Genomic DNA, 25,282 nt, shown 5'->3' on the forward strand with positions numbered 1-25,282 from the left:
ACGGCTCAGTATTTCGGCCCGACGTGCGCATCCATGAGGGCGACGGATGCCCGTCGGGCTACGGAGATGTTGAACGGATCGCTGCCACGGGCCAAGGTGGTCCACTCCACTCCTACAGCGGTGAGCGTGTCGCCGAAGAGCTTGCGGATGTCGTCGGACTTGTTGGCGAAGAAGTACCGGGGGTATTCGTAGCGCTTGAGTTCACCGCCGACCATGCGCGTGGTCCAGTTGATGATGCGGCAGCCGTCGGAGTGGATGAGGCCGCGGATGAACTCCCAGGGGTGGGCGTCCACGATCTGCTGCTGCCAGGGTTCGAGGGCGATCCGGCGGTCGTGCTTCTTGCCGGGGCCGTGCTGAGGGAAGAGGCACGCAAGGTGTTTCGAGTGGATCTTCACCTGGTGGCACCCCTTCCTGCGAACCCTGCATACAGAGTTCTCGGGAAACACGGCACGCATGGCGCTTTCGCACAGGTCCATGATGCCGGGCCACGAGTCTGCACACGCGACAGAGAGGCTGGGTGTGTGCATAGCCTGGTTCTGGACTATGTGCCCGTCACCCAGGTAGAGGCCGAGAAGGTAGGCGTAAGCAGGACCGTTCAGATCTCCTTCGCATCGCGAGCAGAAGGATCGATGGGCTCCCGGGCATTCGCCGCGCTTCGCGCGATCCGTGTGCTTCCAGTAGCTGATTGTGCCTACGGGTACGTTCAGCTTCCGTGCCACATCCGCGTTTCTGGTGCCGCTCCGGAGCATGGTGAGGGCTCGTTGCTTCACGGCAGGTTCGTGCAAGCTCATGCGATCACGATGGGTCACTCGGTGCGACTCCGTGCAACAAAAAGCGGATGTTCACACGAAGGTGAACATCCGCTTTGGTGGTGCCCGGTGTGGGATTCGAACCCACATGCCCGAAGGCACGGTGGTTTGAGCACCGCGAGTATGACCAGTTCCTCCAACCGGGCAGGTCACGCTGGTCAGAGTGTACCGGGTCCGTACCCGTCGCTACAGCTAGGTAGGCTCTGCGGCAGCAGTTCTGCCCTGGAACAAGGAGCCCCCGTGACCACCCCCGAGTCGCCCCAGCCCGTTGACGCCGCCGACGACGACCAGTCGCACGTCCCGCCGCTGACGACCCGCGTCGTCATCGCCGAGGACGAGGCGCTCATCCGCCTCGACCTCAAGGAGATGCTGGAGGAGGAGGGCTACTCCGTCGTCGGGGAGGCGGGCGACGGGCAGCGGGCCGTCGAGCTGGCTCGCGAGCACCGCCCGGACCTGGTCATCCTGGACGTGAAGATGCCCGTCCTCGACGGCATCTCCGCCGCCGAGAAGATCGCGGGCGAGTCCATCGCCCCCGTCCTCATGCTCACCGCGTTCTCGCAGCGCGAGCTGGTCGAGCGGGCCCGGGACGCCGGGGCCATGGCGTACCTCGTGAAGCCGTTCAGCAAGAGCGACGTGGTGCCGGCCATCGAGATGGCCGTCTCCCGGTTCGCGGAGCTGAAGGCGCTGGAGAGCGAGATCGCGGACCTCTCGCAGCGGCTGGAGACCCGGAAGCTGGTGGACCGGGCGAAGAGCATCCTGCAGACGGATTACGGGCTCTCCGAGCCGGCCGCGTTCCGGTGGATCCAGAAGACGTCGATGGACCGGCGGATGTCGATGCAGCAGCTGGCGGAGGCGCTGATCGCGGACGCCGAGGAGAAGAAGAAGACGGCCGAGTAGCCGCGTACGGACAAGGCGAGAGGCCCGCACCCGGGCGAACCGGGTGCGGGCCTCTCGCGTACGGCGGGGGTGTCAGTCCTCGCCGAGGTACGCCTTGCGGACCGACTCGTCGTGGAGCAGGTCGGAGCCCGCGCCGGAGAGGACGATCTTGCCGACCTCCATGACGTGGCCCTGGTCCGCGAGGGAGAGGGCGGCCTGGGCGTTCTGCTCGACGAGCAGGATCGTGGTGCCCGCCGCCTTGAGCTCGACGATGGTCTCCATGATCTTCTGCATCATGATCGGGGAGAGGCCCATGGAGGGCTCGTCGAGCATGAGCAGTTTGGGCTGGGACATCAGGGCGCGTCCCATGGCGAGCATCTGCTGCTCGCCGCCGGAGAGGGTGCCGGCGGCCTGCTTTCGGCGTTCCCCGAGGATGGGGAAGAGGTCGTAGGCGCGCTGGACGTCCTTCTCGATGCCTGCCTTGTCGTTGCGGAGGTAGGCGCCGAGGAGGAGGTTCTCGGTGATCGTCAGCCGGGGGAAGATGTGGCGTCCCTCGGGGGAGTGGGCGATGCCCAGGGAGACGATCTTGTGGGCGGGGATGTTGGTCAGCGGCTTGCCCTCGAAGAGGATGCGGCCGCCGAGCGGCTTGAGCAGTCCGGAGAGGGTGCGCAGGGTGGTGGTCTTGCCCGCGCCGTTGGTGCCGATGAGGGTGACGACCTGGCCGGCGTCGACGGTGAAGGAGATGCCCTTGACCGCTTCGATCTTGCCGTAGGCGACCCGGAGGTCCTCGACCTCTAGCAGTGCGGTCATCGGGTGCCCTCCTCATCGGTGCCGGTGGGGTCGGCCGGTGTGGTGCCGGTCGTCTTCGCGGGGGCGGTCTTGGCCGGGGCGGCCGTTCCGGCGTGGGCTTCGGCGGCTTCCACTTCGGCGGCCTCCTCGGCGCCGGGGGCGCCTTCGAAGGGGGTGCCGAGGTAGGCGGCGACGACGCGTTCGTCGGCCTGGACGTCGCCGGGGGTGCCTTCGACGAGTTTCTCGCCCTGGACGAGGCAGGCGACCCGGTCGCAGAGGTTGAAGATGAACCGCATGTCGTGCTCGATGACGAGGACGGCGATGCCCTGGTCCCGGATGGCGAAGATGAGCTCTTCGGTGACGCGGGTTTCCTGGGGGTTCATGCCTGCGGTGGGCTCGTCCAGGAGGAGGAGTCCGGGGTCGCTGGCGAGTGCGCGGGCGATTTCCAGCTTGCGCTGGTCTCCGTAGGGGAGGTTGCGCGCGAGGTGGTCGGCCTTGTCCTGGAGTCCGATGAACTCCAGGAGTTCCATGGCGCGTTCGCGGCTGGCGTTTTCTGCCTTGTGGTAGCCGGGGAGGCGCAGGAGGGCCGACCAGAGGCCCTCCTTGGTCCGGGTGTGGCGTCCGACGAGGACGTTCTCCAGGACGGTCATGTTGGCGAAGAGCCGGATGTTCTGGAAGGTGCGGGCGATGCCGGCCTTGGTGACGAGGTGGGGCTTGGGGGGCAGGACGGTGCCCTTGTAGCTGACCTTGCCTTCGGTGGGTATGTAGAGGCCGGTGAGGCAGTTGAAGAAGGTGGTCTTGCCGGCGCCGTTGGGGCCGATGAGACCGACGATCTCGCCGCTGTTGACGGTGAGGTCGACGTCGCGTACGGCGGTGAGTCCGCCGAAGCGCATGGTGACGCCGCTGGCGTCGAGGACCGTGGTGGTGGTCGGGGTGGTGGTTTCGGTGGTCATGTGATCACGCCCCCGCCTTCGTGGTGCCGGCGGTCGTCTGGGTGAGTGGTGCGTCCTCGGACGGGACGTCGAGTTGGCCGGTCTCGTGGAATTCGAGCTGCTTCCTGCGGTCGGCGACGAGGCCTTCGGGGCGGAAGCGCATGAGGAGGATCAGCGCGATGCCGAAGAGGAAGAGCTGGTAGTCCTGCATGAACTGGAGCTTGGCCGGGATGAGGTAGAGCAGGGCCGCGCCGACGAGGGGTCCGCTGAGGGTTCCCATGCCGCCGAGGATGACGGCGGCGAGGAGGAAGGCGGAGTTCGGGGGTACGGAGCCGGCGAACTGGTACTGCTCGGGCGTCACGGTGTAGGAGACGTGGGCCTGGACGGTACCGGCGAGTCCGGCGAGGGTGGCGCCGAGGGCGAAGGCGAGGAGCTTGAGCCGGAAGGCGTTGATGCCCATGGCGGTGGCCGCGGTCTCGTCCTCGCGGATGGCGACCCAGGCGCGGCCGATGCGGGATTCTCCGGAGCGTCGGAAGACCAGGACGACGACGGCGGTGAAGACGAGCATCAGCAGGTAGTAGTTGGCCGACCTGCCGAGGGTGAATCCGGCGATGTCGTGGCTGATGCCGAAGTCGAAGCCGAAGAGGTTGAGGTCGGGGATGCTGGGGATGCCCTGGGAGCCGTTGGTGAGGTCGGGGCCGCTGACGCCGTTGAGGGCGTTGACGGTGAGCCGGAAGATCTCTCCGAAGCCGAGGGTGACGATGGCGAGGTAGTCGCCGCGGAGCCGCAGGGTCGGGGCGCCGATGACGACGCCGAAGACGAGTGATGCGGCGGCGCCGGTGAGGACGGCGGCCCAGAAGGGGAACTGGACGCCGACCGGGGAGAGCGGGGAGCCGGAGACCAGGGCGGCGGCGTAGGCGCCGACGCCGAGGAAGGCGACGTATCCGAGGTCAAGGAGGCCGGCGAGGCCGACGACGACGTTGAGGCCGAGTGCGACGGTCGCGAAGATGAGGATGTTCGCGCCGATGAGGGCGTACTGCTCGTTCTGCTGGGTGAAGGGGAAGCAGAACGCCGCGATGAGGGCGGCGGCCAGGGTGACGTTGCGGTGCTTGGTGGTGAGCCGGGTGATGCGGGAGATGAGCCCGGCCCGGTTGAGCGCGGTGAAGCCGAAGGCGACGCTGATGATGTAGCCGATGAAGAGTTCGGCGTACTCGGTGTCGATTCCGTAGGTGAAGACGTGGAGGGCGACGCCGAAGGCCCCGGCGATGATGAGGATCTCGGCCCAGTTGGGGAGTTCCTTGGGGCGTTCGGGTGCGGGGGCCCGCAGGGTGTTGAGGAAGCGGTCGAGGGTGTTGTGCTTGATGGTGCCGTCGAGTTGCTGGTCGGCCGGGAGGCCGAGGGAGGCGACGAAGGCGATGAGGGCGCCGGCGAGGGCGACCCAGGCGCCGGGTTCCAGGTTGACGACGCCGCCGAGCTTGACGGAGATGGCGCCGACGGCGTAGCCGGTGGTGCCGAGGACGCCGATGGCGGCGAGTCGGACGGGGCTGTTGGCGCCCCCGGGGGTGAGCCAGCGCAGTCCCTTGATCCCGTAGCCGGAGAGGGCGAAGAGGAGGGTGAGGACGGTGCCGACGAGGGTGAGGACCTGAAGGCCGCCGGGGTAGCCGGTGACGGTGAGGTCGCCGGGGAATTCCGCGGTCCAGGTCCAGGCGAGGAAGGTGCCGATGAGGGCGATGGCCGCGCCGGCGGTGGTGAGGTGGCGGGCTGCGGGCACCTTGATGAAGGTGCTGGTGGTGGGCGTGGTGTTGATCGTCATGGTCATCACGCCCGATCCGAGACGCGTTCGCCGAGCAGGCCCTGGGGGCGTACGAGGAGGACGATGATGAGGAGGGCGAAGGCCCATACGTCCTTCCAGGCGCCGCCGCCGAAGAGTTCCATGCCGGGGACTTCGCTCATGTAGCCGGTGGCGAGGGCTTCGGCGATGCCGAGGACGATGCCGCCGAGCATGGCGCCGTAGATGTTGCCGATGCCGCCGAGGACGGCGGCGGTGAAGGCCTTGAGGCCCATGATGAAGCCCATGCGGAAGCCGATCTGGCCGTTCTTGAGCCCGTAGGCGACGGCGGCGACGGCGGCGAACGCGGCGCCGATGGCGAAGGCCATGACGATGATGCGGTCGGTGTTGATGCCCATGAGCTTGGCGGTGTCGGGGTCCTGCGAGGTGGCCTGCATGCCGCGGCCGGCGCGGGTCTTGGAGACGAAGAAGCCGAGGGCGAGCATGCAGAGGGGGGCGACGACGAGGACGAAGATGTCGCCGCGCTGGATGGTGGCGCCGAGGATGTCGAAGGCTTCGCCTTCGAACTGGGGGAAGGAGCGGTCCTTCGTGGCGTTGGGGTACCACATCCATACGGCTTGCTGGAGGGCGAGGGAGAGCCCGATGGCGGTGATGAGGGGGGCCAGGCGTGGTCCGCCGCGCAGGGGCCGGTAGGCGAAGCGTTCGGCGGCCATGCTGATGGCGACGGCGGCTATGACGCCGCCGACGATCATGAGGGGTATCGCGGCGACGAGGGAGAATCCGGACGGAAGCCCGAGGTAGACCGTGAGGGCTCCGAAGCCCCCGATCATGAAGATCTCGCCGTGTGCGAAGTTGATGAGCTGGATGATTCCGTAGACCATCGTGTAACCGATCGCGATGAGACCGTACATCGCGCCGAGGATGAGTCCGTTGGCCAGCTGTTGCGGCAGTTCGTTCACCGCAGGGCCTCCGTGGAGTGGTTCGGATATGGCACCGCGCGGGAGGGCTGGTAGCGCTCCCGCGCGGTCTGGTTGCTGTGTGTGACGGGTGGCGGGGCCGGGGCCGTGCCGGTGGTTACTCGACGGTGCTGCTGAGCTTGGAGACCCACTTGCCGCCGGTGACCTGGTAGGCGGTCATCAGGGTGTTGGTGGTGTCGCCGAACTCGTCGAAGGAGACGGGGCCGGTGACGCCTTCGAACTTGACCTTGTCCATGGCTTCGAGGACCTTGGCGCGGCCGTCGTCGGCCGGGATCTTGCCGTCGTTCTCGGCGGCGACGATCTTGACGGCCTCGATGATGGACCAGGTGGCGTCGTAGGTGCCGCCGCCGTAGGCCTCGTAGGCGTCCTTGTAGCCGGCGGCCTTGTAGTCCGCGATGAACTTCTTGGCGGACTCGAGCTCCTCGACGGGCTTGCCGACGGAGGTGGCGATGTCGCCTTCGGCCTTCTTGTTGAGCTTGATGAAGTCGGCGCTGTACATGCCGTCGCCGCCCATGAGCGGGATCTTGATGCTGTCCTTGATCTGCTGGCTCAGGGGGGCGCCGGCGGGGTACTCGCCGCCGTAGTAGACGGCCTTGGCGCCGGAGCTCTTGACCTTGGTGGCGACGGAGTTGAAGTCGCGGTCCTCGGGGTTGACGTGGTCGGTGCCGACGATCTTGCCGCCGAGCTCGGTGAACGTCGCCTTGAAGGAGGCGGCGAGGCCGGCGCCGTAGGGCTTCTGGTCGTCGATGAGGTAGACGTCCTTGATCTTCGCGGTCTCGAAGAGGTACTTGGCCGCGAAGGCGCCCTGGATCTGGTCGGTGGTGGCGGTGCGGAAGTAGGACGCGTAGGGGCGCTTCTTGTCGCCGGTCTTCCAGTTGTCGCCCTGGGTCAGCTCGGTGCCGGTGTTGGCGGGGGAGACCTGGGTGAGCTTGGCGTCGTTGAGCGGCTTCTGCATCGACTGGGCGACGCCGGAGTTCAGCGGGCCGACGACGCCGAGGACCTCTTTGGTGCCGATGAGCTTGACGGCGTTCTGCTGGCCGACGGAGGGCTGGGCCTGGTCGTCGAGGGCCTGGAGCTTGAAGGTGACGCCGGGGACGGTCTTCTCCTTGTTGGCCGTGTTCACGGCGAGCTCGGCGGAGTTCTTGATGCCGAGGCCCAGGGCGGAGAGGTCGCCGGTCAGGGGGGCGTCGAGGCCGATGACGACCGTCTGGTTGCCGCCGCCGTCGCCGCCGCCGCTCTTGCTGTCGTCGCGCGACCCGCAGGCGGTGAGGGTCAGTGCTCCGGTGGTGAGTACTGAGGTGAGTATGAGCAAAGAACGGTGTCGCACGAAAGGTCCTTTCCCTGGCGCGGCCTCCTCTGCGTGAGGTGCCGTGTCGGTCGCCGGGCCGTACTGGGGTGGTACAGGGCCGTGCAGCAGACGCGCCCGGCGGCGCGGTGACTGGCCGTGACTCTAAGCGCAGCCGGGGGCCATCGGGATGGGTCGGCTGCGGATGTGACTCTCTTGTTATGCCCTTGAGCAAGGCTTGAGCTTCCTGTGAGGACATGTGCCGGTTTCGCCTGGACTGCGAAAGGACCACATGGTGAGAACACGCAGCTCTGCTAAGGGGCTTGAGGTGATCTTGGTGCTGTCACGGGCGGGCCGCCCGGGGCGGGGCCGGCGGGCGCGGCGAGGCGGCCCCGGGGGGTGGCGGCGGCGGGGGAGGCCGGTTTCCGCGGGGCCCGATTGTTACTCTGTGTTACATCGGGCGGTGGGGTGCCGGTGTCGTGGGGGCTGATGTGGCTGCTGAGTGGCTCATGGAACGCGTGGCGACGTCAAGGGAGTTGACCGAGTGTGTTGGTCAACTGCCTTTTTTTGGTGGGGAAATGACACTGCCCGGCCGGATTGCGCTGGGTGCGCTTCCGGCCGGGCGGGCGGGGTGGTGCCGTGTGCTGGGAGGGGTCAGCCGGCGTCGGGCCGGGGCGCGTCGCGCAGGAGGCAGGTGAGGCGGGCGGTGCAGACCCGCTTGTCCTGTTCGTCGGTGATGACGATCTCGTACGTGGCGGTGGAGCGGCCCCGGTGCACGGGGGTGGCGACGCCGGTGACGAGGCCGCCGCGGACGCCCCGGTGGTGGGTGCAGTTGAGGTCGACGCCGACGGCGACCTTGGACGCGCCGCCGTGGAGCATCGAGCCGATCGAGCCGAGGGTCTCGGCGAGGACGGCGGACGCGCCGCCGTGGAGGAGTCCGTAGGGCTGGGTGTTGCCTTCGACGGGCATGGTGCCGACGACGCGGTCGGCGGCGGCCTCGACGACGGTGACGCCCATGCGTTCGCCGAGGTGGCCGGCGGAGAAGAGGGCGGGCAGGTCGACGCCGAGTGCCGCGTACTCGTCGATGACTTCCTGGGGGAAGAGGGGTGCGGTGTGCTCGCCCATGGGTCCGGCTCCGTTCGGGTGCGCTGGTTCGTTGCTGTCCGCACTGTTCCTATCAGACGGCTGAGCGGACGCTTAGGGACGCCCGGCCCCGGTTCTCCTCCGGGGCCGGGTCGGGAGCCGCGGCCCGTCAGTCGCCGGTGGCGCCGTCCGTCCGTTCCCGCAGGAGGTCGGCGTGGCCGTTGTGGCGGGCGTACTCCTGGATCATCAGCACGTACAGCCAGCGCAGCGAGAGCGGGACGGCGACGCCCGGCGGCTGGAAGGTGTCGTCGAGGCCGTACCGGGAGGCCGCCGCGTCGCAGGCCGCGATCTCGGCGTGGTAGCGCGCGAAGTCCCGTTCGGCGTGGGCCGGTTCGACGCCTTCGAGCCCTTCGTCGCCGTCCGCCGGGCCGTCGTGCACCTCGCCGACGCTCTCGCCGTCCAGCATGCGCCGGAACCACGAGCGCTCGACCTCGGCCAGGTGGCGGACGAGCCCGAGGAGGGTGAGCGTGGAGGGCTCGGCGGTGGTCCGGGCCAGCTGCTCTCCGTCCAGACCGGCGCACTTGGCCAGCAGGGTCTCCCGGTGCCAGGTCAACCAGCCCTGGAGGGTGGGGCGTTCGCCGATCGTGGCGAGGTCGGTCAGCTGTACGGACCGGTGCGGCTCGGGGGCCGTCCAGGTCATGTCAGGGGGTCCTCTCGAAGCGGACGACGACGGACTTGCTGGCCGGGGTGTTGCTGGTGTCGGCCGTGGAGCCGAGGGGGACCAGGACGTTGGTCTCGGGGTAGTAGGCGGCGGCGCAGCCCCGGGCGGTGGGGTAGTGGACGACGCGGAAGCCCTCGGCGCGGCGCTCGACGCCGTCCTTCCACTCGCTGACGAGGTCGGTGTAGGAGCCGTCGGGGAGGCCGAGGGCGGCGGCGTCCTCGGGGTTGACCAGGACGATGCGGCGGCCGCCCTTGATGCCCCGGTAGCGGTCGTCGAGGCCGTAGATGGTGGTGTTGTACTGGTCGTGGGAGCGCAGGGTCTGCAACAGGAGCCTGCCGTCCGGGAGTTCGGGGTACTCGACGGGGGCCGCAGTGAAGTTGGCGCGACCGGTGGCGGTGGGGAAGCGGCGTTCGTCGCGGGGGGCGTGGGGGAGGGCGAAGCCTCCGGGGCGGGCGATGCGGGCGTTGAAGTCCTCGAACCCGGGGACGACGCGGGAGATGCGGTCGCGGACGGCGGCGTAGTCCCGCTCGAACTCCTCCCAGGGGGTACGGGTCCGGGCGCCGAGGACCGCGCGGGCGAGGCGGGCGACGATGGCGGGTTCGGAGAGCAGGTGGGGGCTCGCGGGGGCGAGGTTGCCGCGGGAGGCGTGGACCAGGCCCATGGAGTCCTCGACGGTGACGAACTGCTTGCCGCTCGCCTGGACGTCCTTGTCGGTGCGGCCGAGCGTCGGGAGGATGAGGGCGCGGGCCCCGGTCACGGCGTGCGAGCGGTTGAGCTTGGTGGAGACGTGGACGGTGAGGCGGGCGCGGCGCATCGCGGCCTCGGTGACGGCGGTGTCGGGGGTGGCGGCGACGAAGTTGCCGCCCATGGCGAAGAAGACCTTCGCCTCGCCGTCGCGCAGGGCCTGGATGGCGCGCACCACGTCGTGGCCGTGGTGGCGGGGCGAGGCGATGCCGAACTCCTTGTCGAGGGCATCGAGGAAGGCCGGTGCGGGGCGTTCGAAGATGCCCATGGTGCGGTCGCCCTGGACGTTGGAGTGGCCTCGTACCGGGCAGACCCCGGCGCCGGGGCGGCCGATGTTCCCGCGCAGGAGGAGGAAGTTGACGACCTCGCGGATGGTGGGCACGGAGTGCTTGTGCTGGGTGAGGCCCATGGCCCAGCAGACGATGGTGCGCTCCGAGGCGAGGACGAGGGCGAGGGCCTGCTCGATCTCGGCGCGGGTGAGGCCGGTGGCCCGCAGCGTCCCCTCCCAGTCGGCCGCCTCGGCTGCCCGGGCGAACTCCTCGTAGCCGTGGGTGTGTTCGGCGACGAACGCGGTGTCGACGGCCCCTTCGGCGGCCAGGATCAGCTTGTTGAGGAGGCGGAAGAGGGCTTGGTCGCCGCCGATGCGGATCTGGAGGAAGAGGTCGTTGAGGGGGGTTCCCTTGAGCATGCCGTGCGGGGTCTGGGGGTTCTTGAACCGCTCCATGCCGGCCTCGGGCAGCGGGTTGACCGAGATGATCTTCGCACCGGCCTTCTTGGCCTTCTCCAGGGCGGACAGCATGCGGGGGTGGTTGGTGCCGGGGTTCTGCCCGGCGACGATGATCAGGTCGGCCTGGTGGATGTCCTCCAGTGAGACGCTGCCCTTGCCGATGCCGATGGTCTCCGTGAGCGCCGACCCGGAGGACTCGTGGCACATGTTGGAGCAGTCCGGCAGGTTGTTGGTGCCGAATTCGCGGGCGAAGAGCTGGAGGAGGAACGCGGCCTCGTTGCTGGTGCGGCCGGAGGTGTAGAAGATCGCCTCGTCGGGGGAGCCGAGGGCCGTCAGCTCCTCGGCGATGATCGCGAACGCCCGTTCCCAGGTGACCGGCTCGTACCGGTCGCCGCCCTCGGGGAGGTACACCGGCTGGGTGATCCTGCCCTGCTGGCCGAGCCAGTAGCCGCTGCGCTCCGCGAGGTCCGCCAACGGGTGGGCGGCGAAGAAGGCGGGGGTGACGCGGCGCAGCGTCGCCTCCTCGGCGACGGCCTTGGCGCCGTTCTCGCAGAACTCGGCGGTGTGCCGCTCCTCGCCCTCGGGCCAGGCGCAGCCGGGGCAGTCGAAACCGTCCTTCTGGTTGACCTTGAGGAGGGTGCGGGCGGTGCGGCCCACGCCCATCTGCCGGCTCGCGATGCGCAGGGAGTGGGCGACGGCGGGCAGCCCGGCGGCGGCGTGCGGGGCCGGCTCGACCGTCGGGGCGTCCTGGACCGGGTCACCGGTCGGCGGCTTGGTGGCCATGATGCTGCTCCCCTTCGAGCGCTTCTTCCACGGGTCTGTCTCCTCTCCGTCGATCCTGTCACGGCCCCGCAGGGCCGGGGAGGCCCGGATTGTCAGTGGACCGTGGCAGGATCGGGGGCGTGGCTGAGACGGCATCGAAGAAGACGGCAGACAACCGACCGCGCCTGCTCCTCATGGACGGGCACTCCCTGGCGTACCGGGCGTTCTTCGCCCTGCCCGCGGAGAATTTCACGACGGCGGTGGGGCAGCCGACGAACGCCGTGTACGGCTTCATGTCGATGCTGGCGAACACCTTGCGTGACGAGGCGCCCACGCACTTCGCGGTCGCGTTCGACGTGTCCCGCAAGACGTGGCGGTCCCAGGAGTTCCCGGAGTACAAGGCGAACCGCTCCAAGACCCCCGACGAGTTCAAGGGGCAGGTCGAGCTGATCGGGGAGCTGCTGGACGCGATGCGCGCGGACCGGTTCGCGGTGGACGGGTTCGAGGCGGACGACGTCATCGCGACGCTGGCGACCCAGGCCGAGGAGGCCGGGTTCGAGGTGCTGATCGTCACCGGCGACCGGGACTCCTTCCAGCTGATCACGGAGAACGTGACCGTGCTGTACCCCACCAAGGGGGTCTCCGAGCTGACCCGGTTCACCCCGGAGAAGGTCGTGGAGAAGTACGGGCTCACCCCGCGGCAGTACCCGGACTTCGCCGCCCTGCGCGGCGACCCGTCGGACAACCTCCCGAGCATCCCCAAGGTGGGGGAGAAGACCGCCGCGAAGTGGATCAACCAGTTCGGCTCCTTCGACGAGCTGATCGCGCGGGCCGACGAGGTCAAGGGCGTGGCCGGACAGAATCTCCGGGACCACCTGGACGCGGTGAAGTTGAACCGCGTGCTGACCGAGATGGTCCGGGACGTGGAGCTGCCGAAGACCCCGGCCGAGCTGGAGCGCGCCCCCTACGACCGCACGGCGGTCACCGGCATCCTCGACCTGCTGGAGATCCGCAACCCGAGCCTGCGCGAGCGTCTGCTCTCCGTCGACCCGGGGGCGGCGGAGGCCGCGCCGCCCGCGCCCGCCGCCGGGATCGAGCTGGACGGGGCCGTGCTCGGCTCCGGCGAGGTCGGCCCGTGGCTGGAGGAGCACGGGGCGCAGCCGCTCGGCGTCATGACGGTCGACACCTGGTCGCTGGGGGCCGGCACGGTCACCGAGGTCGCGCTCGCCGCCGCCGACGGGGCCGCCGCCTGGCTGGACCCGACGCAGTTGGACGAGGCCGACGAGCGGGCGTTCGCCGCCTGGGTCGCCGACCCGGCCCGTCCGAAGGTGCTGCACAACGCGAAGAACGTGATGCGGGTCCTCCCGGAGATGGGGTGGCAGCTGGAAGGCGTCGCGATGGACACCGCGCTCGCCGCCTACCTGGTGAAGCCGGGCCGCCGTTCCTTCGCCCTGGACGCGCTGGCCGTGGAGTACCTGGGCCGCGAGCTGGCCCCGGCCGCCGCCTCCGACGGGCAGCTGGCCTTCGGCGCGGACGACCGGGCCGAGCAGGACGCCCTGATGGCACAGGCCCGCGCCGTGCTCGACCTGGGCGACGCGTTCACCGTCCGGCTCAAGGAGGTGGGCGCGGCGGAGCTGCTGCACGACATGGAGCTGCCGACCTCGATCCTCCTGGCCCGTCTGGAGCGGCACGGGATCGCCGCGGACCGGGCCCATCTGGAGTCGATGGAGCAGCAGTTCGCCGGGACCGTGCAGCAGGCGGTGAAGGAGGCGCACGCGGCGGTCGGCCGCGAGTTCAACCTCGGATCGCCCAAGCAGCTCCAGGAGATCCTCTTCGGCGAGCTGGGCCTGCCGAAGACGAAGAAGACCAAGACGGGGTACACGACGGACGCGGACGCGCTGGCCTGGCTGGCCGCGCAGACCGAGCACGAGCTGCCGGTCCTGATGCTGCGCCACCGCGAGCAGGCGAAGCTGCGGGTCACCGTCGAAGGGCTGGTCAAGACGATCGCCCCGGACGGCCGCATCCACACCACGTTCAACCAGACGGTGGCGGCGACCGGCCGGCTCTCCTCCACCGAGCCCAACCTGCAGAACATCCCCGTCCGCACCGACGAGGGACGGGCGATCCGCCGGGGCTTCGTCGTCGGCGAGGGCTTCGAGACGCTGATGACGGCGGACTACAGCCAGATCGAACTGCGGGTGATGGCGCACCTCTCCGAGGACGCCGGGCTGATCGAGGCGTTCACCTCCGGGGAGGACCTGCACACCACGGTCGCCTCCCAGGTCTTCGGCGTCGGGAAGGACGCGGTCGACGCGGAGATGCGCCGCAAGATCAAGGCCATGTCCTACGGCCTGGCCTACGGCCTTTCCGCCTTCGGCCTCTCCCAGCAGCTGAACATCGACCCCGCCGAGGCCCGGGTGCTGATGGACACCTACTTCGAGCGGTTCGGCGGGGTACGGGACTACCTCCACCGGGTCGTCGAGGAGGCCAGGGCCACCGGTTACACGGAGACGATCCTCGGCCGCCGCCGCTACCTCCCCGACCTGAACAGCGACAACCGCCAGCGCCGCGAGGCCGCCGAGCGGATGGCGCTCAACGCCCCGATCCAGGGCACGGCCGCCGACATCGTGAAGGTGGCGATGCTGCGGGTGGACAAGGCGCTGCGGGAGGCCGGACTGACCTCGCGCATGCTGCTCCAGGTCCACGACGAAATCGTCCTGGAGATCGCGAAGGGGGAGCGGAAGCGGGTGGAGGAGATCGTGCGCCACGAGATGGCCCACGCGGTCGATCTGCGCGCCCCGCTCGACGTGTCGGTCGGCGTCGGCACGGACTGGGAGTCCGCCGCGCACTGAGCGAGCGGCGACCCGTGCACCACGGGGCGGGGGGGGGGGGGGGGCGCCCGGGGCCGCCCCCCCCCCCCCGCCCCGTGGTGCCGCTCCTACCTCCGGCCGGCCGCCGCCCCGGTACGCGACCCACCCGTACGGGACTCCTCCGCGCGGGAATTCTCGGTACGGGACTCCTCGGTACAGGGCCCGTCCGTTCCGGGCTCCTGCGGTACGGGCGCCTCGGGCCGTCCGGCATCCGTGCCCGGCCGTCGTCCACGCCCCCGCCGCAGCCGCACCCCCGCCCCGTACAGCAGCAGTCCTGCCGCCAGCCCCGCCCCCGCGCCGAAGCAGGCCGTGGGGACGATGTCGAGCGGGTTCTCCACCCGGCCGAAGGAGGCGTACCAGCGCAGGCACCGGTGGGCGACGCCGGCCGCCACGCACACGGCCAGCAGACCGAGCGCGCCCCACCGCTCCCGGCGGCCGAGCACCGGGACCTCCTCGGGCGCGGGGGCCGGCGCGGTCCGCCGCAGCCCGGTGGCGGCGAACCAGCCGATGGCCACGAGGGCGAGAGCCGAACTGCCGTACTGGGCGAACTGGTACCCCGGGAAGCCGCCGAAGGTGCGGCCGAGCACCGGCACCAGTTCCGTGCCCCACCGGCTGTGGTGGGTGAACGCGTCCCACACCACATGCGTGGCCGCGCCCAGCGCCCCGGAGAGCGCGAACCACAGCCAGGCGGACGGCCCGAACGAGGCCCGGGTCCACCGCTGCCCCCGGACGAAGGCGTGGACACGGCCCCGTACGCGTACCGGCAACAGCGCCACCAGCGGCTCCCGCAGCAGCGCCCACACGGCGACCAGCGCCGCGGCGATCGCCACGTTCACCGTGACGACCCCGGTGAAGGTGTGGGTGAACGCACCGAACTCCATCGCCCCGGGGACCACCGTGTCCGCGAAGTAGGTGACGTCCGGCGCCAACGAGCCGGCGACGAGCGCCGAGGGGAACAGGGGCCACCGGGCGGTCCCGTTCCGGCGGATCGCCGGGAGCACGGCGGCGGCGTGGCTGAGCGTGAACGGCATGGCGGCAAGTATGCGGGACCGTCCGGACGCCCTTCCGCCGCCCGGCGGTCAAGGTGCGCCCGTCCACGTGAAAAAACAGTAAGAAGCGGTCAGGGCTCGGTGCCGCGGCGACACAAGTTGCCGTAGGGTCGCTGGAGTCCTTGCGCTGGGGAGCGCGAGCAGCCTTCGAGGGGGAGGGACCGGAACGTATGGCAGCGCACATTCGCCGACGTCTGCGCAAGGGGGCCACCACCACCGCGGTGGCGGCGGCCGCCGTGGCGGCGCTCGCGGCCTCGCAGGCGCCCGCGGCCGAAGGGGCCGTCGGCGGCGGCGACCCGCAGGCCGCCGGCGAGGACACCGCGAGCGCCGGGAACGACGGCGCGGCGACCGGCAACTCGCCCTACTACACCGACCTTCCGCCCCTGGTCACGCCCGGCAAGCCCGGCTCGTCCAGCAGCCTCCCGGCGGCCGGCCGCGCGGAGGCGGGCATTCCGGCGACGATCCTCGCCGCGTACAAGCAGGCCGAGCAGACCGTCGCGACCACCGACCCCGCCTGCCGGCTGCCCTGGCAACTCCTCGCGGCGATCGGCAAGGTCGAGTCCGGCCAGGCCCGCGGCGGGCGCGTCGACGCCAACGGCACCGCCACCCCCCGCATCCTCGGCCCGGCCCTCAACGGCCAGGGCTTCGCCCTGATCAAGGACACCGACGGCGGGGCCTACGACGGGGACGCGGTCCACGACCGCGCGGTCGGCCCGATGCAGTTCATCCCCTCCACCTGGGCCTCCTGGGGGCAGGACGCCAACGGCGACGGCCGCAAGGACCCCAACAACATCCACGACGCGGCGCTCGCCGCCGGCCGCTACCTCTGCGCCAACGACCGCGACCTGGCCCTCTCCGCCGACCTCGACCAGGCCGTGCTGAGTTACAACCGGTCGAGGGAGTACCTGAACACGGTCCGCTCCTGGTTCTCCTACTACCAGCGCGGTACGCACGAGATCCCCGACGGCACCGGCACGCTGCCCACCACCCCGAGCACCCCTCTCCCCACCCCGGGCCCGCGTGCGGGCTTCGGCGCCGGCCCGAGTGCGACGCCGAGCGCGAAGCCGAGCCCGAAGCCCTCCCCCTCCAAGCCGGGCGGCAAGCCGAGCCCGGCCCCCACGAAGCCCGGTGGCGGCGGAGAATCCCCCAGCCCGGCCCCGAAGCCGCCCGCCCCCAAGCCGACACCGCCCACCGAGACCTTCGGCTCCCTGGAGAACGCGGGCACCGGCCCGCTGCGCGCCACCGCGGGCCAGGTGTTCGACGAGCGGGTCTCCGTCCGTGCCCGCAACGCGCTCGGCGCCCCGCTCGCCAAGGTGCCCGTCGCCTTCACCGTCACCGGTGACACCGGCACGCTCTTCGCCGGCGGCAGGAAGACCGTCACGGTACGGACCGGGGCGGACGGCACCGCCACCGCACCGCAGCTCCACGCCGGTGAGAAGGCCGGGGAGTTCACCGTGACCGCCGTCGCGGGCACCGGCCGTCCGCGCACCCTGGCCTACGCGGCGACCGTCACCGCCCGCCAGGCCGACGTCCTCGCCCGCACCGACGACAAGGCGCTCGTCGCCGCCCCCGGCGAGAAGTTCGCGGACTCCGTCACGGTCCAGGCCGCCTACAAGGACGCCGCCGCGGCCGGAGTGGCCGTCACCGCCACGATGGTCAAGGACCGCGCGGGCGCCGTCGACAACGACAAGGGCCCGTACTTCAAGGACGCGGCGGGCAAGCCGGTCCGCACCCTCGCCGGCCTGACCACGGACGCCGAGGGGAAGCTGCGCCTGCCGGAGATCTACGCGGACGGCGAGGAGGGCACGTACCTGCTGCGCCTCACCGCCGAGGGCGGCGCCTCGGTCGTCATCGAGCTCACCGTCAAGGCGCCGCAGGAGCCGGCCCCCGGCGGGACGGCCCCCGGCGGGACGGAGGCACCCCCGGCGGCGGAGCCCTCCGAGGCCGCCAAGCCCTGACCCCGGCGCCCCTTCCCCGCACAGCGGTCGCACAGCCCCTTCGCCTCCGGGCCGAGGGGCTGTCCGCCGTGTCCTCGCCCCGCCGCCCCCCGGCCGCTACGGCACCCAGCCCTGACGAGCCGTCAGCCGAGGTGCCGGGCCCTAACCCTGCCGCTTGAGGCGGGCCGTGGTGAACCGCGTCGCCGGCACGGTCGCGGGGTCCTCCGGCCACGGGTGCTTCGGGTAGCGGCCGCGCAGCTCCGCCCGGACCGCCCGGTAGCCGTCCCGCCAGAACGACGCCAGGTCCGCCGTGACCGCCGCGGGCCGCCCGGCGGGGGAGAGCAGATGCACCAGGACCGGCACCCCGGCCACCCGGGGCGTCCGGGCCAGCCCGAACACCTCCTGGAGCTTCACCGCCAGGACGGGCTGCTCCCCGCCGTACTCCACCCTGATCCGCGATCCGCTCGGCACCTCGATCCGCTCCGGCGCCAGCTCGTCCAGCCGGGCCGCCTCGCCCGTCGCCCACGGCAGCAGCCGCCGCAGCGCCTGGCCCGCGTCGATCCGGCCCAGGTCCGCCCGGTGACGCGCCCGCGACAGCTCGGGCTCCAGCCACGCCTCCGGGGCCGCCAGCAGCGCCCCGTCCGACACGTCCGGCCACGGCGGGCCCAGCACCCGGTGCAGGAACGCCAGGCGCGACCGCAGCTGCTCGGCCTCCCGGTTCCAGCGCAGCAGCCCGAGCCCGTCCCGCCGCACCCCCTCCAGCAGGGCCTCGCGCACCAGCTCCGCGGGGGCCTGCCGCAGCGGCCGTACCGCCAGCTCCACCGCGCCCAGCCGGTCCACCGACCGGGCCACCACGTCGCCGTCCGCCCAGCGGACCTCCTCGCCCCCCGCCCGCAGCCGCCCGGCCGCCGCCAGCGCGGTCTCCTCGCCGATCACCGCCGCCAGCCGCACCCGCGCCGACGCCGCGTGGGAGGGCCGGTCCGCGACCGCCACGGCCAGCCAGGGGGCGCTGCGCAGCCGCGACTCCGCCCGCAGCTCCGCGCCGGTGCCCGACACCATCAGGAACGCCCCGTCGCCCCGGGCCCGGGCCACCCGCTCCGGAAACGCCAGTGCGGCCACGAGCCCCACGGCCGCGTCGTCGGAGAGCCCCGCCGCCCCGTTCCCCGGACCGGGGCCCGCGCCCCCGCCGGAACCGCCTTCCCGCCCCGCACCCGAACCGCTCCCCGGCTCCGCGCCCAGCGACGACGACAGCCGGCGCACTTCCTGCTTCCAGCGGCCCGCGTACCCGTCCTGGCCCCGGCGGGCCGTCCGCAGCGCCGCCGCGAGATCGTCCCCGTACTCCTTCGGCGGCTCCTCGCTCAGCAGCGCCACCGCCTCCGCCGCCCGCCGCGCCCCCACCTCCGCCGCGCCGTCCAGCAGGGCCCGCGCCAGCCGGGGGTGCAGGCCGAGCCGTGACATCCGTACGCCGCGCCCGGTGGCCCGGCCCTCCGCGTCCACCGCGCCGACCGCCGCCAGCACCTCCCGGGCCGCGCCCATCGCCCCGGCCGGGGGCGGGTCCAGCAGCGCGAGCGAGGAGGCGTCCGGGTCGCCCCAGCACGCCGCCTGGAGCGCGAACGCGGCGAGGTCGGCGACCTTGATCTCCGGGGCGGGGAAGCGCGCGAGCCGCCCGTCCTCGGCCTGGTCCCAGCACCGGTACACCGCCCCCGGGGCCTCCCGCCCCGCCCGCCCCGCGCGCTGCCGCCCCGCCGCCTGCGAGGCCCGCAGCGTCGTCAGGGCGCTCAGCCCCCGGGCGTGGTCGGTGCGGGGCTCCCGGGCCAGGCCCGAGTCGACGACGACCCGGACGCCCGGCACCGTCAGGGACGACTCCGCCACCGAGGTCGCCAGGACCACCCGCCGCCGCCCGGCGGACCCGGCCAGCACCGCGTCCTGCACGGCCGCCGGGGCCCGCCCGTGCACCTGGAGGACCTCCGCCTCCACCCCGGCGAGCTGCCCGGCCACCCGGCCGATCTCGCCGACGCCGGGCAGGAAGCAGAGCACGTCCCCCTCCCGCTCCGCCAGCGCCCGCCGCACGGTCGCCGCCACGTGCGCCAGCAGCGCCGGATCGACCCGCATCCCGTGCGGAGGCTTCACCGGCCGGGCGGGCGGCGCCCAGACGACCTCCACCGGGTACGACACGCCCTCGGCCTCGACGACCGGGGCGTCGCCCAGCAGCCGGGCCCAGCCCTCCGCGTCGGTCGTCGCGGAGGCCGCCACCAGCCGCAGATCGGGCCGGATCGCCTCCCGTACGTCCAGCAGGAAGGCGGCGGCCGTGTCCGCGTCCAGATGGCGCTCGTGGCACTCGTCGACGATCACCACGTCCACCCCGGCCAGCTCCTGGTCCCGCTGGAGCCGCTGGAGCAGCACCCCGGTGGTCACGACCTCCACCACCGTCCCGCGCCCCACCACGCGCTCCCCGCGGACCGTGAAGCCGACCCGCTCGCCCGGCCGCTCGCCCAGCAGCCACGCCATCCGCCGCGCCGCCGCCCGCGCGGCGATCCGGCGCGGCTCGGCCACCAGCACCCGGCGCACCGGGCCGCCCCCGGTCAGACCGGCCAGCACCAGCGGGACGAGCGTCGTCTTGCCGGTGCCGGGCGGGGCGCACAGGACGGCGACGCCCCGGTCGTCGAGTGCGCGCTCCAGGGCGGGCACGGCGGTGCGGACGGGCAGACGGTCCAGGGCTTCGGTGCGGATCACGCCCCCAGTCTCGTACGGAAGCACCGCCCGGGCTCCACCCGCCCGGCGCCGCAGGGGCGCTCCCGCCGCCCGGCCGGCCCGGGCGGCCTGCCGGTCAGTCCCGTTCGCAGACGAAGATCGCCGTGCCCGGGATCAGGTTGCCGCGCAGCGGGGACCAGCCGCCCCACTCCCGGTCGTTCCACGCGGGCCATTCCGGTTCGACCAGGTCGACCAGGCGGAAACCGCCCGCCACCACGTCCCGGACCCGGTCGCCGAGCGTGCGGTGGTGTTCCACGTAGACGGCCGTCCCGCTCTCGTCCTGCTCGACGTAGGGGACGCGGTCGAAGTAGGAGGCGGCGACGGACAGGCCCTCGGGCCCGGGCTCGTCCGGGAACGCCCAGCGGATCGGGTGCGTCACCGAGAACACCCAGCGCCCGCCGGGCCGCAGCACCCGGCGCACCTCGCGGAAGACCTGGACGGGGTCGGCGACGAACGGGACCGCCCCGTACGCGGAGCAGGCCAGGTCGAAGGAGCCGTCGCGGAAGGGGAGCCGCCCCGCGTCCGCCTCGACCAGGGGGACGTCCCCGCCGATCCGCAGGGCGTGCTGGAGCTGGCGGTGCGAGAGGTCGAGGGCGACCGGCCGGGCGCCCCGGCCCGCCAGCCAGCGCGAGCACTGGGCGGCCCCGGCCCCGATCTCCAGGACGTCGAGGCCCACGAGCGCGTCGGCGGGCCCCAGCAGGCCGGCCTCCTCCTCGTCCAGCCCCTCGGGCCCCCAGACGAAGCGGTCGTCCCCCAGGAACCCGCCGTGATCGCTCTGGTACTCGTCGGCGTTCCGGTCCCACCAGCCCCGGCTGGCCCGGCTGCTCTCCGCCTCGTCGGCGGGGCGGCGGGTGGCCTCCGGTTCGGCGGATTCCGCCGCTTGTGCGGAGGAGGTCCCGTGGATCTCTTGGCTCATCGTGCCCGTCGTTGTAGTTTGCCTTCACCCGCCGCGCGCGGTACGTACCAGGGGTGCGCCCCCGGGTACGGATCCGCGTCCGCGACGCCGTGCCGTAATGTTCTCGGGCCGATGCGGCCTCGGAGAACACGAGTTGTACCGGGAAATGGGGCGTTCCGCCCCGGGTGTGCGCCTTCGCGCATTGACCCTGTCCGGCTGCCCCCGTATGCTACAAGTTGCGCTGCGAGCCTGCGCGCTTCAGACCTAGCAGGCCGCGCTCGCGTCTGTTGCATGTCCCCTCGGTTGTCGAGGCGTCTCTCCGGAAACGGATTGCGCGCTTTCCAGGCTGTCCGGCTTCTGCAGAGGCGATACGGGCTTTCGGCGTAGCAGTACCTACGACTCTCTGTCCGTACCGGAGCCCTTTCCCACATGACGAGCAGCACCGAGACCACCGCCACCACTCCGCAGGTTGCGGTCAACGACATCGGCGACGCGGACGCGTTCCTCGCGGCGATCGACGAGACGATCAAGTACTTCAACGACGGCGACATCGTTGACGGTGTCATCGTCAAGGTTGACCGGGACGAGGTTCTCCTCGACATCGGTTACAAGACCGAAGGCGTCATCCCGAGCCGCGAGCTCTCGATCAAGCACGACGTCGACCCGAACGAGGTCGTCAAGGTCGGCGACGAGATCGAGGCCCTGGTCCTCCAGAAGGAGGACAAGGAAGGCCGCCTGATCCTCTCGAAGAAGCGCGCTCAGTACGAGCGTGCCTGGGGCACCATCGAGAAGATCAAGGAAGAGGACGGCATCGTCACCGGTACCGTCATCGAGGTCGTCAAGGGTGGTCTCATCCTCGACATCGGCCTCCGTGGCTTCCTGCCGGCGTCGCTCGTCGAGATGCGTCGTGTCCGCGACCTCCAGCCCTACGTGGGCAAGGAGCTCGAGGCGAAGATCATCGAGCTGGACAAGAACCGCAACAACGTGGTCCTGTCCCGCCGCGCCTGGCTCGAGCAGACCCAGTCCGAGGTGCGCCAGACGTTCCTCACCACCCTGCAGAAGGGTCAGGTCCGCTCCGGCGTCGTCTCCTCGATCGTCAACTTCGGTGCCTTCGTGGACCTGGGCGGCGTCGACGGTCTCGTGCACGTCTCCGAGCTGTCCTGGAAGCACATCGACCACCCCTCCGAGGTCGTCGAGGTCGGTCAGGAAGTCACCGTCGAGGTCCTCGACGTCGACATGGACCGCGAGCGCGTCTCCCTGTCGCTCAAGGCGACGCAGGAAGACCCGTGGCAGCAGTTCGCCCGGACGCACCAGATCGGTCAGGTCGTCCCGGGTAAGGTCACCAAGCTCGTTCCGTTCGGTGCGTTCGTCCGCGTCGACGAGGGCATCGAGGGCCTGGTCCACATCTCCGAGCTGGCCGAGCGCCACGTGGAGATCCCGGAGCAGGTCGTCCAGGTCAACGACGAGATCTTCGTCAAGGTCATCGACATCGACCTCGAGCGCCGTCGCATCAGCCTCTCGCTGAAGCAGGCCAACGAGTCCTTCGGTGGCGACCCGGCCTCGGTCGAGTTCGACCCGACGCTGTACGGCATGGCGGCGTCCTACGACGACCAGGGCAACTACATCTACCCCGAGGGCTTCGACCCCGAGACCAACGACTGGCTCGAGGGCTTCGAGGCGCAGCGCGAGATCTGGGAGACCCAGTACGCCGAGGCGCAGCAGCGCTTCGAGCAGCACCAGGCCCAGGTCATCAAGTCCCGCGAGGCCGACGAGGCTGCTGCGGCCGAGGGCGCTGCCGCCCCGGCCGGCGCTGCTCCGGCCGCCTCCGGCGGCAGCGGTGGCGGCGGCGGCTCCTACTCCTCGGAGTCGGCGGACAACTCCGGCGCCCTGGCGTCGGACGAGGCCCTTGCCGCGCTGCGCGAGAAGCTCGCGGGCGGCCAGAGCTGACGCTCTGACCCCGGCGGCCGATCGGCTGCGGTAGCTGTACAGCGGTAAGTGAGGCCCGCTCCCCTCGGGGGGCGGGCCTCACTCGCGTCTCGGGGGGCTACGGGGTGACGGCGATGTTGGTCAGGCCCCTGCCGCCCGTGACGGTGTTGCTCGCGTACACGGTGGTCCGGCAGCCGGAACCGTGGTTGGTGACGTTGATGGCGAGCCGCTTGTCTCCGGTGGCCCCGGAGAGGTCCGAGGAGTTGTTCCGGAAGACGGTGCCGCAGCCCCAGCCGCTCTGCTGCGTGTGGGTCTCGTAGCCGTTGTTGGTGGTGCGGGAGCCCCTGTTGCCCTCGACCAGGACGTTGTTGCCCTTCACGTCGACCCAGGAGTCGTCGTAGTTGGCGCCGGTCAGCCCGTCGCCGTCGAAGGTGTTGCCGATGATCCGCGCCCCGGTCGTGCCCTCCTTGATGTCGACGGACTCGCCACCGACGCGGGGCCCGATGGTGTTGTTCAGGATCTGCGCGTTGTCGCTGCGGTCGGTGAGGTCGCCCGCCGAACCGACGTAGACGCCCTCGCCCATGCCGCGCCCGTTCTGCCCGGTGTCGTAGATCCGCGAGTTCTTCAGGACGCCGTTCCTGCTGGAGCTGCGGAAGTGGACGCCCTCCATGTCCAGGTCGTGCACGGTCACCGAGTCGATCACGACCCCGTCCGCCGCGTCGGCCATGATGCCCTTCTGGCCGCCCTTGACCGTGACCCCTCGCACGGTCCAGTACGAGGCGCCGTTCAGATGCAGCCCGTACCCCCCGCCCGCGGTCAGGACCGCCCTGCTGGAGCCGGTGAGAGTGATCCGCGCGTCGGCGGAGCCGGGCCGGGTGGCCTTGAAGTTCCCGGTGTAGGCGCCGTCGGCGAGCCGGATCGTGGAGCCGGGGGAGGCGGCGGTGAGCGCCGCCTTGAGCTGGGCCGCGGTGCTCACGTCGATGACGGCGGCGTTGGCGGGCCCGGCGCCGGCCAGGGTGAGGGGCCCGGCGGCCAGGGCGGCGGCGAGCAGGAGGGTGAGGGGGGAGCGGGTGCGCATGGGGGGCCTTCCCGTCGGGGAATCGCGTCCGGAACATGGGGGTGCGGGTCTTCGCGTACCTGCAGGCGGAGTGGTTCCGCAGGAGATGCCCCGTGACGGTAGGGACGGACCATGGACCCGTCAAGGTCTGGACCAGGATCGGGGGCGGAGGGCCGGTCCGGGCGAAACATCCGTCCGGGGAGGGCGACTGACAGGATGTGAACCCGCCTCCGCCGGGGAAAGGCCCGCCGCGGGGAATGCTCGTGCGGCCGTCCGCGTTCTCCCCTAGGAACACGAGGAGGAGCGGTAACCGTGCCTGATCCGCAGAGTTTGTACGAATGGGAGCCGGAGGGCCTGGCCGTCGTCGACATGGCGCTGGCGCAGGAGTCGGCCGGCCTGGTCATGCTCTACCACTTCGACGGCTACATCGACGCGGGCGAGACCGGCGAGCAGATCGTCGACGGCCTGCTGGAGACGCTGCCGCACCAGGTCGTCGCCCGCTTCGACCACGACCGGCTCGTCGACTACCGCGCACGGCGCCCCCTGCTCACCTTCCGGCGCGACCGCTGGACGTCCTTCGAGGCCCCGACCCTGGAGGTCCGGGTGGTCCAGGACGCCACCGGGGCGCCCTTCCTGCTGCTGTCGGGCCCGGAGCCGGACGTGGAGTGGGAGCGGTTCGCCGCCGCCGTCGAGGAGATCGTCGAGCGCCTCGGCGTCCGGCTCGCGGTGAACTTCCACGGCATCCCGATGGGCGTCCCGCACACCCGCCCCGTCGGCGTCACCCCGCACGGCAACCGCACCGACCTGATGCCGGGCCACCGCAGCCCCTTCGACGAGGCCCAGGTGCCCGGCTCGGCCGAGGCGCTCGTGGAGTACCGGCTGATGGAGGCGGGCCACGACGTCCTCGGGGTCGCCGCCCACGTCCCTCACTACGTGGCCCGCTCCGCCTACCCGGACGCGGCGCTCACCGTGCTGGAGGCGATCACCGCCGCGACCGGCCTGGTGCTGCCCGCCCTCGCGCACAGCCTGCGCACCGAGGCGCACCGCACCCAGACCGAGATCGACCGGCAGATCCGTCAGGGCGACGAGGAGCTGGTCTCCCTGGTCGAGGGGCTGGAGCACCAGTACGACGCCGTCGCCGGTTCCGAGACCCGTGGCAACCTCGTCGCCGAGCCGGCCGACCTGCCGTCCGCCGACGAGCTCGGCAGGGAGTTCGAGCGTTTCCTCGCCGAACGGGAGGGCGAGGGCTGAGCGCCCCCGCCCGGACCGCGGGCGCACGGCCGGCGCCGAACCCGTGGACCGG

18 protein-coding genes and 1 tRNA gene are annotated in these 25,282 nt (G+C 71.6%); 5 read left to right on the top strand and 14 right to left on the bottom strand.

The features are described 5' to 3' along the window. Positions 1-5: 5 nt before the first annotated feature. Positions 6-791: a helix-turn-helix domain-containing protein gene (locus ACH4K1_RS10380; protein ID WP_398088314.1), complete on the bottom strand. Its 786-nt coding sequence runs from the start codon at positions 789-791 to the stop codon at positions 6-8. A 78-nt stretch (positions 792-869) separates the two neighbouring features. Further along, positions 870-955: transfer RNA gene (locus ACH4K1_RS10385), tRNA-Leu, on the bottom strand. Between the two features lie 94 nt (positions 956-1,049). Between ACH4K1_RS10385 and ACH4K1_RS10390 the strand changes: the two genes are divergently transcribed. Continuing rightward, on the top strand, positions 1,050-1,706 hold the full coding sequence (locus ACH4K1_RS10390) for an ANTAR domain-containing response regulator (protein WP_398088315.1): 657 nt from the start codon (positions 1,050-1,052) through the stop codon (positions 1,704-1,706). A 72-nt stretch (positions 1,707-1,778) separates the two neighbouring features. On the opposite strand, the gene ACH4K1_RS10395 is transcribed toward ACH4K1_RS10390, so the two are convergent. The 8 genes from ACH4K1_RS10395 to ACH4K1_RS10430 all read right to left on the bottom strand — a co-directional run bounded on the left by ACH4K1_RS10395 (position 1,779) and on the right by ACH4K1_RS10430 (position 11,515). Next, on the bottom strand, positions 1,779-2,495 hold the full coding sequence (locus ACH4K1_RS10395) for an ABC transporter ATP-binding protein (protein WP_228993181.1): 717 nt from the start codon (positions 2,493-2,495) through the stop codon (positions 1,779-1,781). Next, on the bottom strand, positions 2,492-3,427 hold the full coding sequence (locus tag ACH4K1_RS10400) for an ABC transporter ATP-binding protein (RefSeq protein ID WP_398088317.1): 936 nt from the start codon (positions 3,425-3,427) through the stop codon (positions 2,492-2,494). The genes ACH4K1_RS10395 and ACH4K1_RS10400 overlap by 4 nt, the downstream gene beginning before the upstream one ends. A 4-nt stretch (positions 3,428-3,431) precedes the next feature. After that, positions 3,432-5,225, bottom strand: a complete 1,794-nt coding sequence (locus ACH4K1_RS10405) for a branched-chain amino acid ABC transporter permease (protein ID WP_398088319.1) — start codon at positions 5,223-5,225, stop codon at positions 3,432-3,434. Next, the gene (locus tag ACH4K1_RS10410) at positions 5,225-6,154 is read right to left on the bottom strand and encodes a branched-chain amino acid ABC transporter permease (protein ID WP_398088321.1); all 930 of its coding nucleotides are present in this window, start codon (positions 6,152-6,154) and stop codon (positions 5,225-5,227) included. Before ACH4K1_RS10410 ends, ACH4K1_RS10405 begins: the two co-directional genes overlap by 1 nt. A gap of 115 nt (positions 6,155-6,269) precedes the next feature. After that, complete coding sequence (locus tag ACH4K1_RS10415; protein ID WP_398088413.1) at positions 6,270-7,484, bottom strand: branched-chain amino acid ABC transporter substrate-binding protein; 1,215 nt, start codon at positions 7,482-7,484, stop codon at positions 6,270-6,272. 627 nt (positions 7,485-8,111) lie between these two features. Further along, positions 8,112-8,582 carry a PaaI family thioesterase gene (locus ACH4K1_RS10420; RefSeq protein WP_398088322.1) on the bottom strand — a complete coding sequence of 157 codons (471 nt, stop codon included), beginning with the start codon at positions 8,580-8,582 and terminating at the stop codon, positions 8,112-8,114. 127 nt (positions 8,583-8,709) lie between these two features. Further along, the gene (locus tag ACH4K1_RS10425; RefSeq protein ID WP_398088324.1) at positions 8,710-9,240 is read right to left on the bottom strand and encodes a DinB family protein; all 531 of its coding nucleotides are present in this window, start codon (positions 9,238-9,240) and stop codon (positions 8,710-8,712) included. A gap of 1 nt (position 9,241) precedes the next feature. Next, complete coding sequence (locus ACH4K1_RS10430) at positions 9,242-11,515, bottom strand: FdhF/YdeP family oxidoreductase (protein ID WP_398088325.1); 2,274 nt, start codon at positions 11,513-11,515, stop codon at positions 9,242-9,244. Between the two features lie 119 nt (positions 11,516-11,634). Between ACH4K1_RS10430 and polA the strand changes: the two genes are divergently transcribed. Continuing rightward, on the top strand, positions 11,635-14,346 hold the full coding sequence (gene polA, locus ACH4K1_RS10435) for a DNA polymerase I (protein WP_398088327.1): 2,712 nt from the start codon (positions 11,635-11,637) through the stop codon (positions 14,344-14,346). A gap of 86 nt (positions 14,347-14,432) precedes the next feature. On the opposite strand, the gene ACH4K1_RS10440 is transcribed toward polA, so the two are convergent. Then, the gene (locus ACH4K1_RS10440; protein WP_398088328.1) at positions 14,433-15,395 is read right to left on the bottom strand and encodes a DUF4184 family protein; all 963 of its coding nucleotides are present in this window, start codon (positions 15,393-15,395) and stop codon (positions 14,433-14,435) included. Between the two features lie 188 nt (positions 15,396-15,583). Here ACH4K1_RS10440 and ACH4K1_RS10445 point away from each other — a divergent pair, with 188 nt between their 5' ends. After that, on the top strand, positions 15,584-17,371 hold the full coding sequence (locus tag ACH4K1_RS10445; RefSeq protein ID WP_398088330.1) for a lytic murein transglycosylase: 1,788 nt from the start codon (positions 15,584-15,586) through the stop codon (positions 17,369-17,371). A 141-nt stretch (positions 17,372-17,512) separates the two neighbouring features. Here ACH4K1_RS10445 and hrpB read toward each other — a convergent pair whose 3' ends face one another. Continuing rightward, complete coding sequence (gene hrpB, locus ACH4K1_RS10450) at positions 17,513-20,083, bottom strand: ATP-dependent helicase HrpB (protein ID WP_398088332.1); 2,571 nt, start codon at positions 20,081-20,083, stop codon at positions 17,513-17,515. Between the two features lie 94 nt (positions 20,084-20,177). Further along, positions 20,178-21,017 (bottom strand): class I SAM-dependent methyltransferase, encoded by an 840-nt coding sequence (locus ACH4K1_RS10455; protein ID WP_398088334.1) that lies wholly within the window; start codon positions 21,015-21,017, stop codon positions 20,178-20,180. A 408-nt stretch (positions 21,018-21,425) separates the two neighbouring features. Between ACH4K1_RS10455 and rpsA the strand changes: the two genes are divergently transcribed. Next, positions 21,426-22,943 (top strand): 30S ribosomal protein S1, encoded by a 1,518-nt coding sequence (gene rpsA, locus ACH4K1_RS10460; RefSeq protein ID WP_073217562.1) that lies wholly within the window; start codon positions 21,426-21,428, stop codon positions 22,941-22,943. Positions 22,944-23,040: 97 nt separating this feature from the next. Here rpsA and ACH4K1_RS10465 read toward each other — a convergent pair whose 3' ends face one another. After that, positions 23,041-24,000: a right-handed parallel beta-helix repeat-containing protein gene (locus ACH4K1_RS10465; protein ID WP_398088335.1), complete on the bottom strand. Its 960-nt coding sequence runs from the start codon at positions 23,998-24,000 to the stop codon at positions 23,041-23,043. Between the two features lie 291 nt (positions 24,001-24,291). On the opposite strand from ACH4K1_RS10465, the gene ACH4K1_RS10470 reads away from it, so the two are divergent. Beyond that, a complete protein-coding gene (locus ACH4K1_RS10470) occupies positions 24,292-25,230 on the top strand; it encodes a PAC2 family protein (RefSeq protein ID WP_398088336.1) in 939 nt (312 codons plus the stop codon). Positions 25,231-25,282: the final 52 nt, after the last annotated feature.

This window comes from Streptomyces sp. NPDC017448 (assembly GCF_044330565.1).
In the GTDB taxonomy this organism is placed as follows: Bacteria; Actinomycetota; Actinomycetes; order Streptomycetales; family Streptomycetaceae; genus Streptomyces.

Bases quoted from the DNA above. Each gene is read 5' to 3' on its own strand.
- ACH4K1_RS10380 (WP_398088314.1), bottom strand. From the start codon at position 791: ATGAGCTTGCACGAACCTGCCGTGAAGCAACGAGCCCTCACCATGCTC.
- ACH4K1_RS10395 (WP_228993181.1), bottom strand. From the start codon at position 2,495: ATGACCGCACTGCTAGAGGTCGAGGACCTCCGGGTCGCCTACGGCAAG.
- ACH4K1_RS10400 (WP_398088317.1), bottom strand. From the start codon at position 3,427: ATGACCACCGAAACCACCACCCCGACCACCACCACGGTCCTCGACGCC.
- ACH4K1_RS10405 (WP_398088319.1), bottom strand. From the start codon at position 5,225: ATGACCATGACGATCAACACCACGCCCACCACCAGCACCTTCATCAAG.
- ACH4K1_RS10420 (WP_398088322.1), bottom strand. From the start codon at position 8,582: ATGGGCGAGCACACCGCACCCCTCTTCCCCCAGGAAGTCATCGACGAG.
- ACH4K1_RS10425 (WP_398088324.1), bottom strand. From the start codon at position 9,240: ATGACCTGGACGGCCCCCGAGCCGCACCGGTCCGTACAGCTGACCGAC.
- ACH4K1_RS10430 (WP_398088325.1), bottom strand. From the start codon at position 11,515: ATGGCCACCAAGCCGCCGACCGGTGACCCGGTCCAGGACGCCCCGACG.
- ACH4K1_RS10440 (WP_398088328.1), bottom strand. From the start codon at position 15,395: ATGCCGTTCACGCTCAGCCACGCCGCCGCCGTGCTCCCGGCGATCCGC.
- ACH4K1_RS10445 (WP_398088330.1), top strand. From the start codon at position 15,584: ATGGCAGCGCACATTCGCCGACGTCTGCGCAAGGGGGCCACCACCACC.
- ACH4K1_RS10455 (WP_398088334.1), bottom strand. From the start codon at position 21,017: ATGAGCCAAGAGATCCACGGGACCTCCTCCGCACAAGCGGCGGAATCC.
- rpsA (WP_073217562.1), top strand. From the start codon at position 21,426: ATGACGAGCAGCACCGAGACCACCGCCACCACTCCGCAGGTTGCGGTC.
- ACH4K1_RS10465 (WP_398088335.1), bottom strand. From the start codon at position 24,000: ATGCGCACCCGCTCCCCCCTCACCCTCCTGCTCGCCGCCGCCCTGGCC.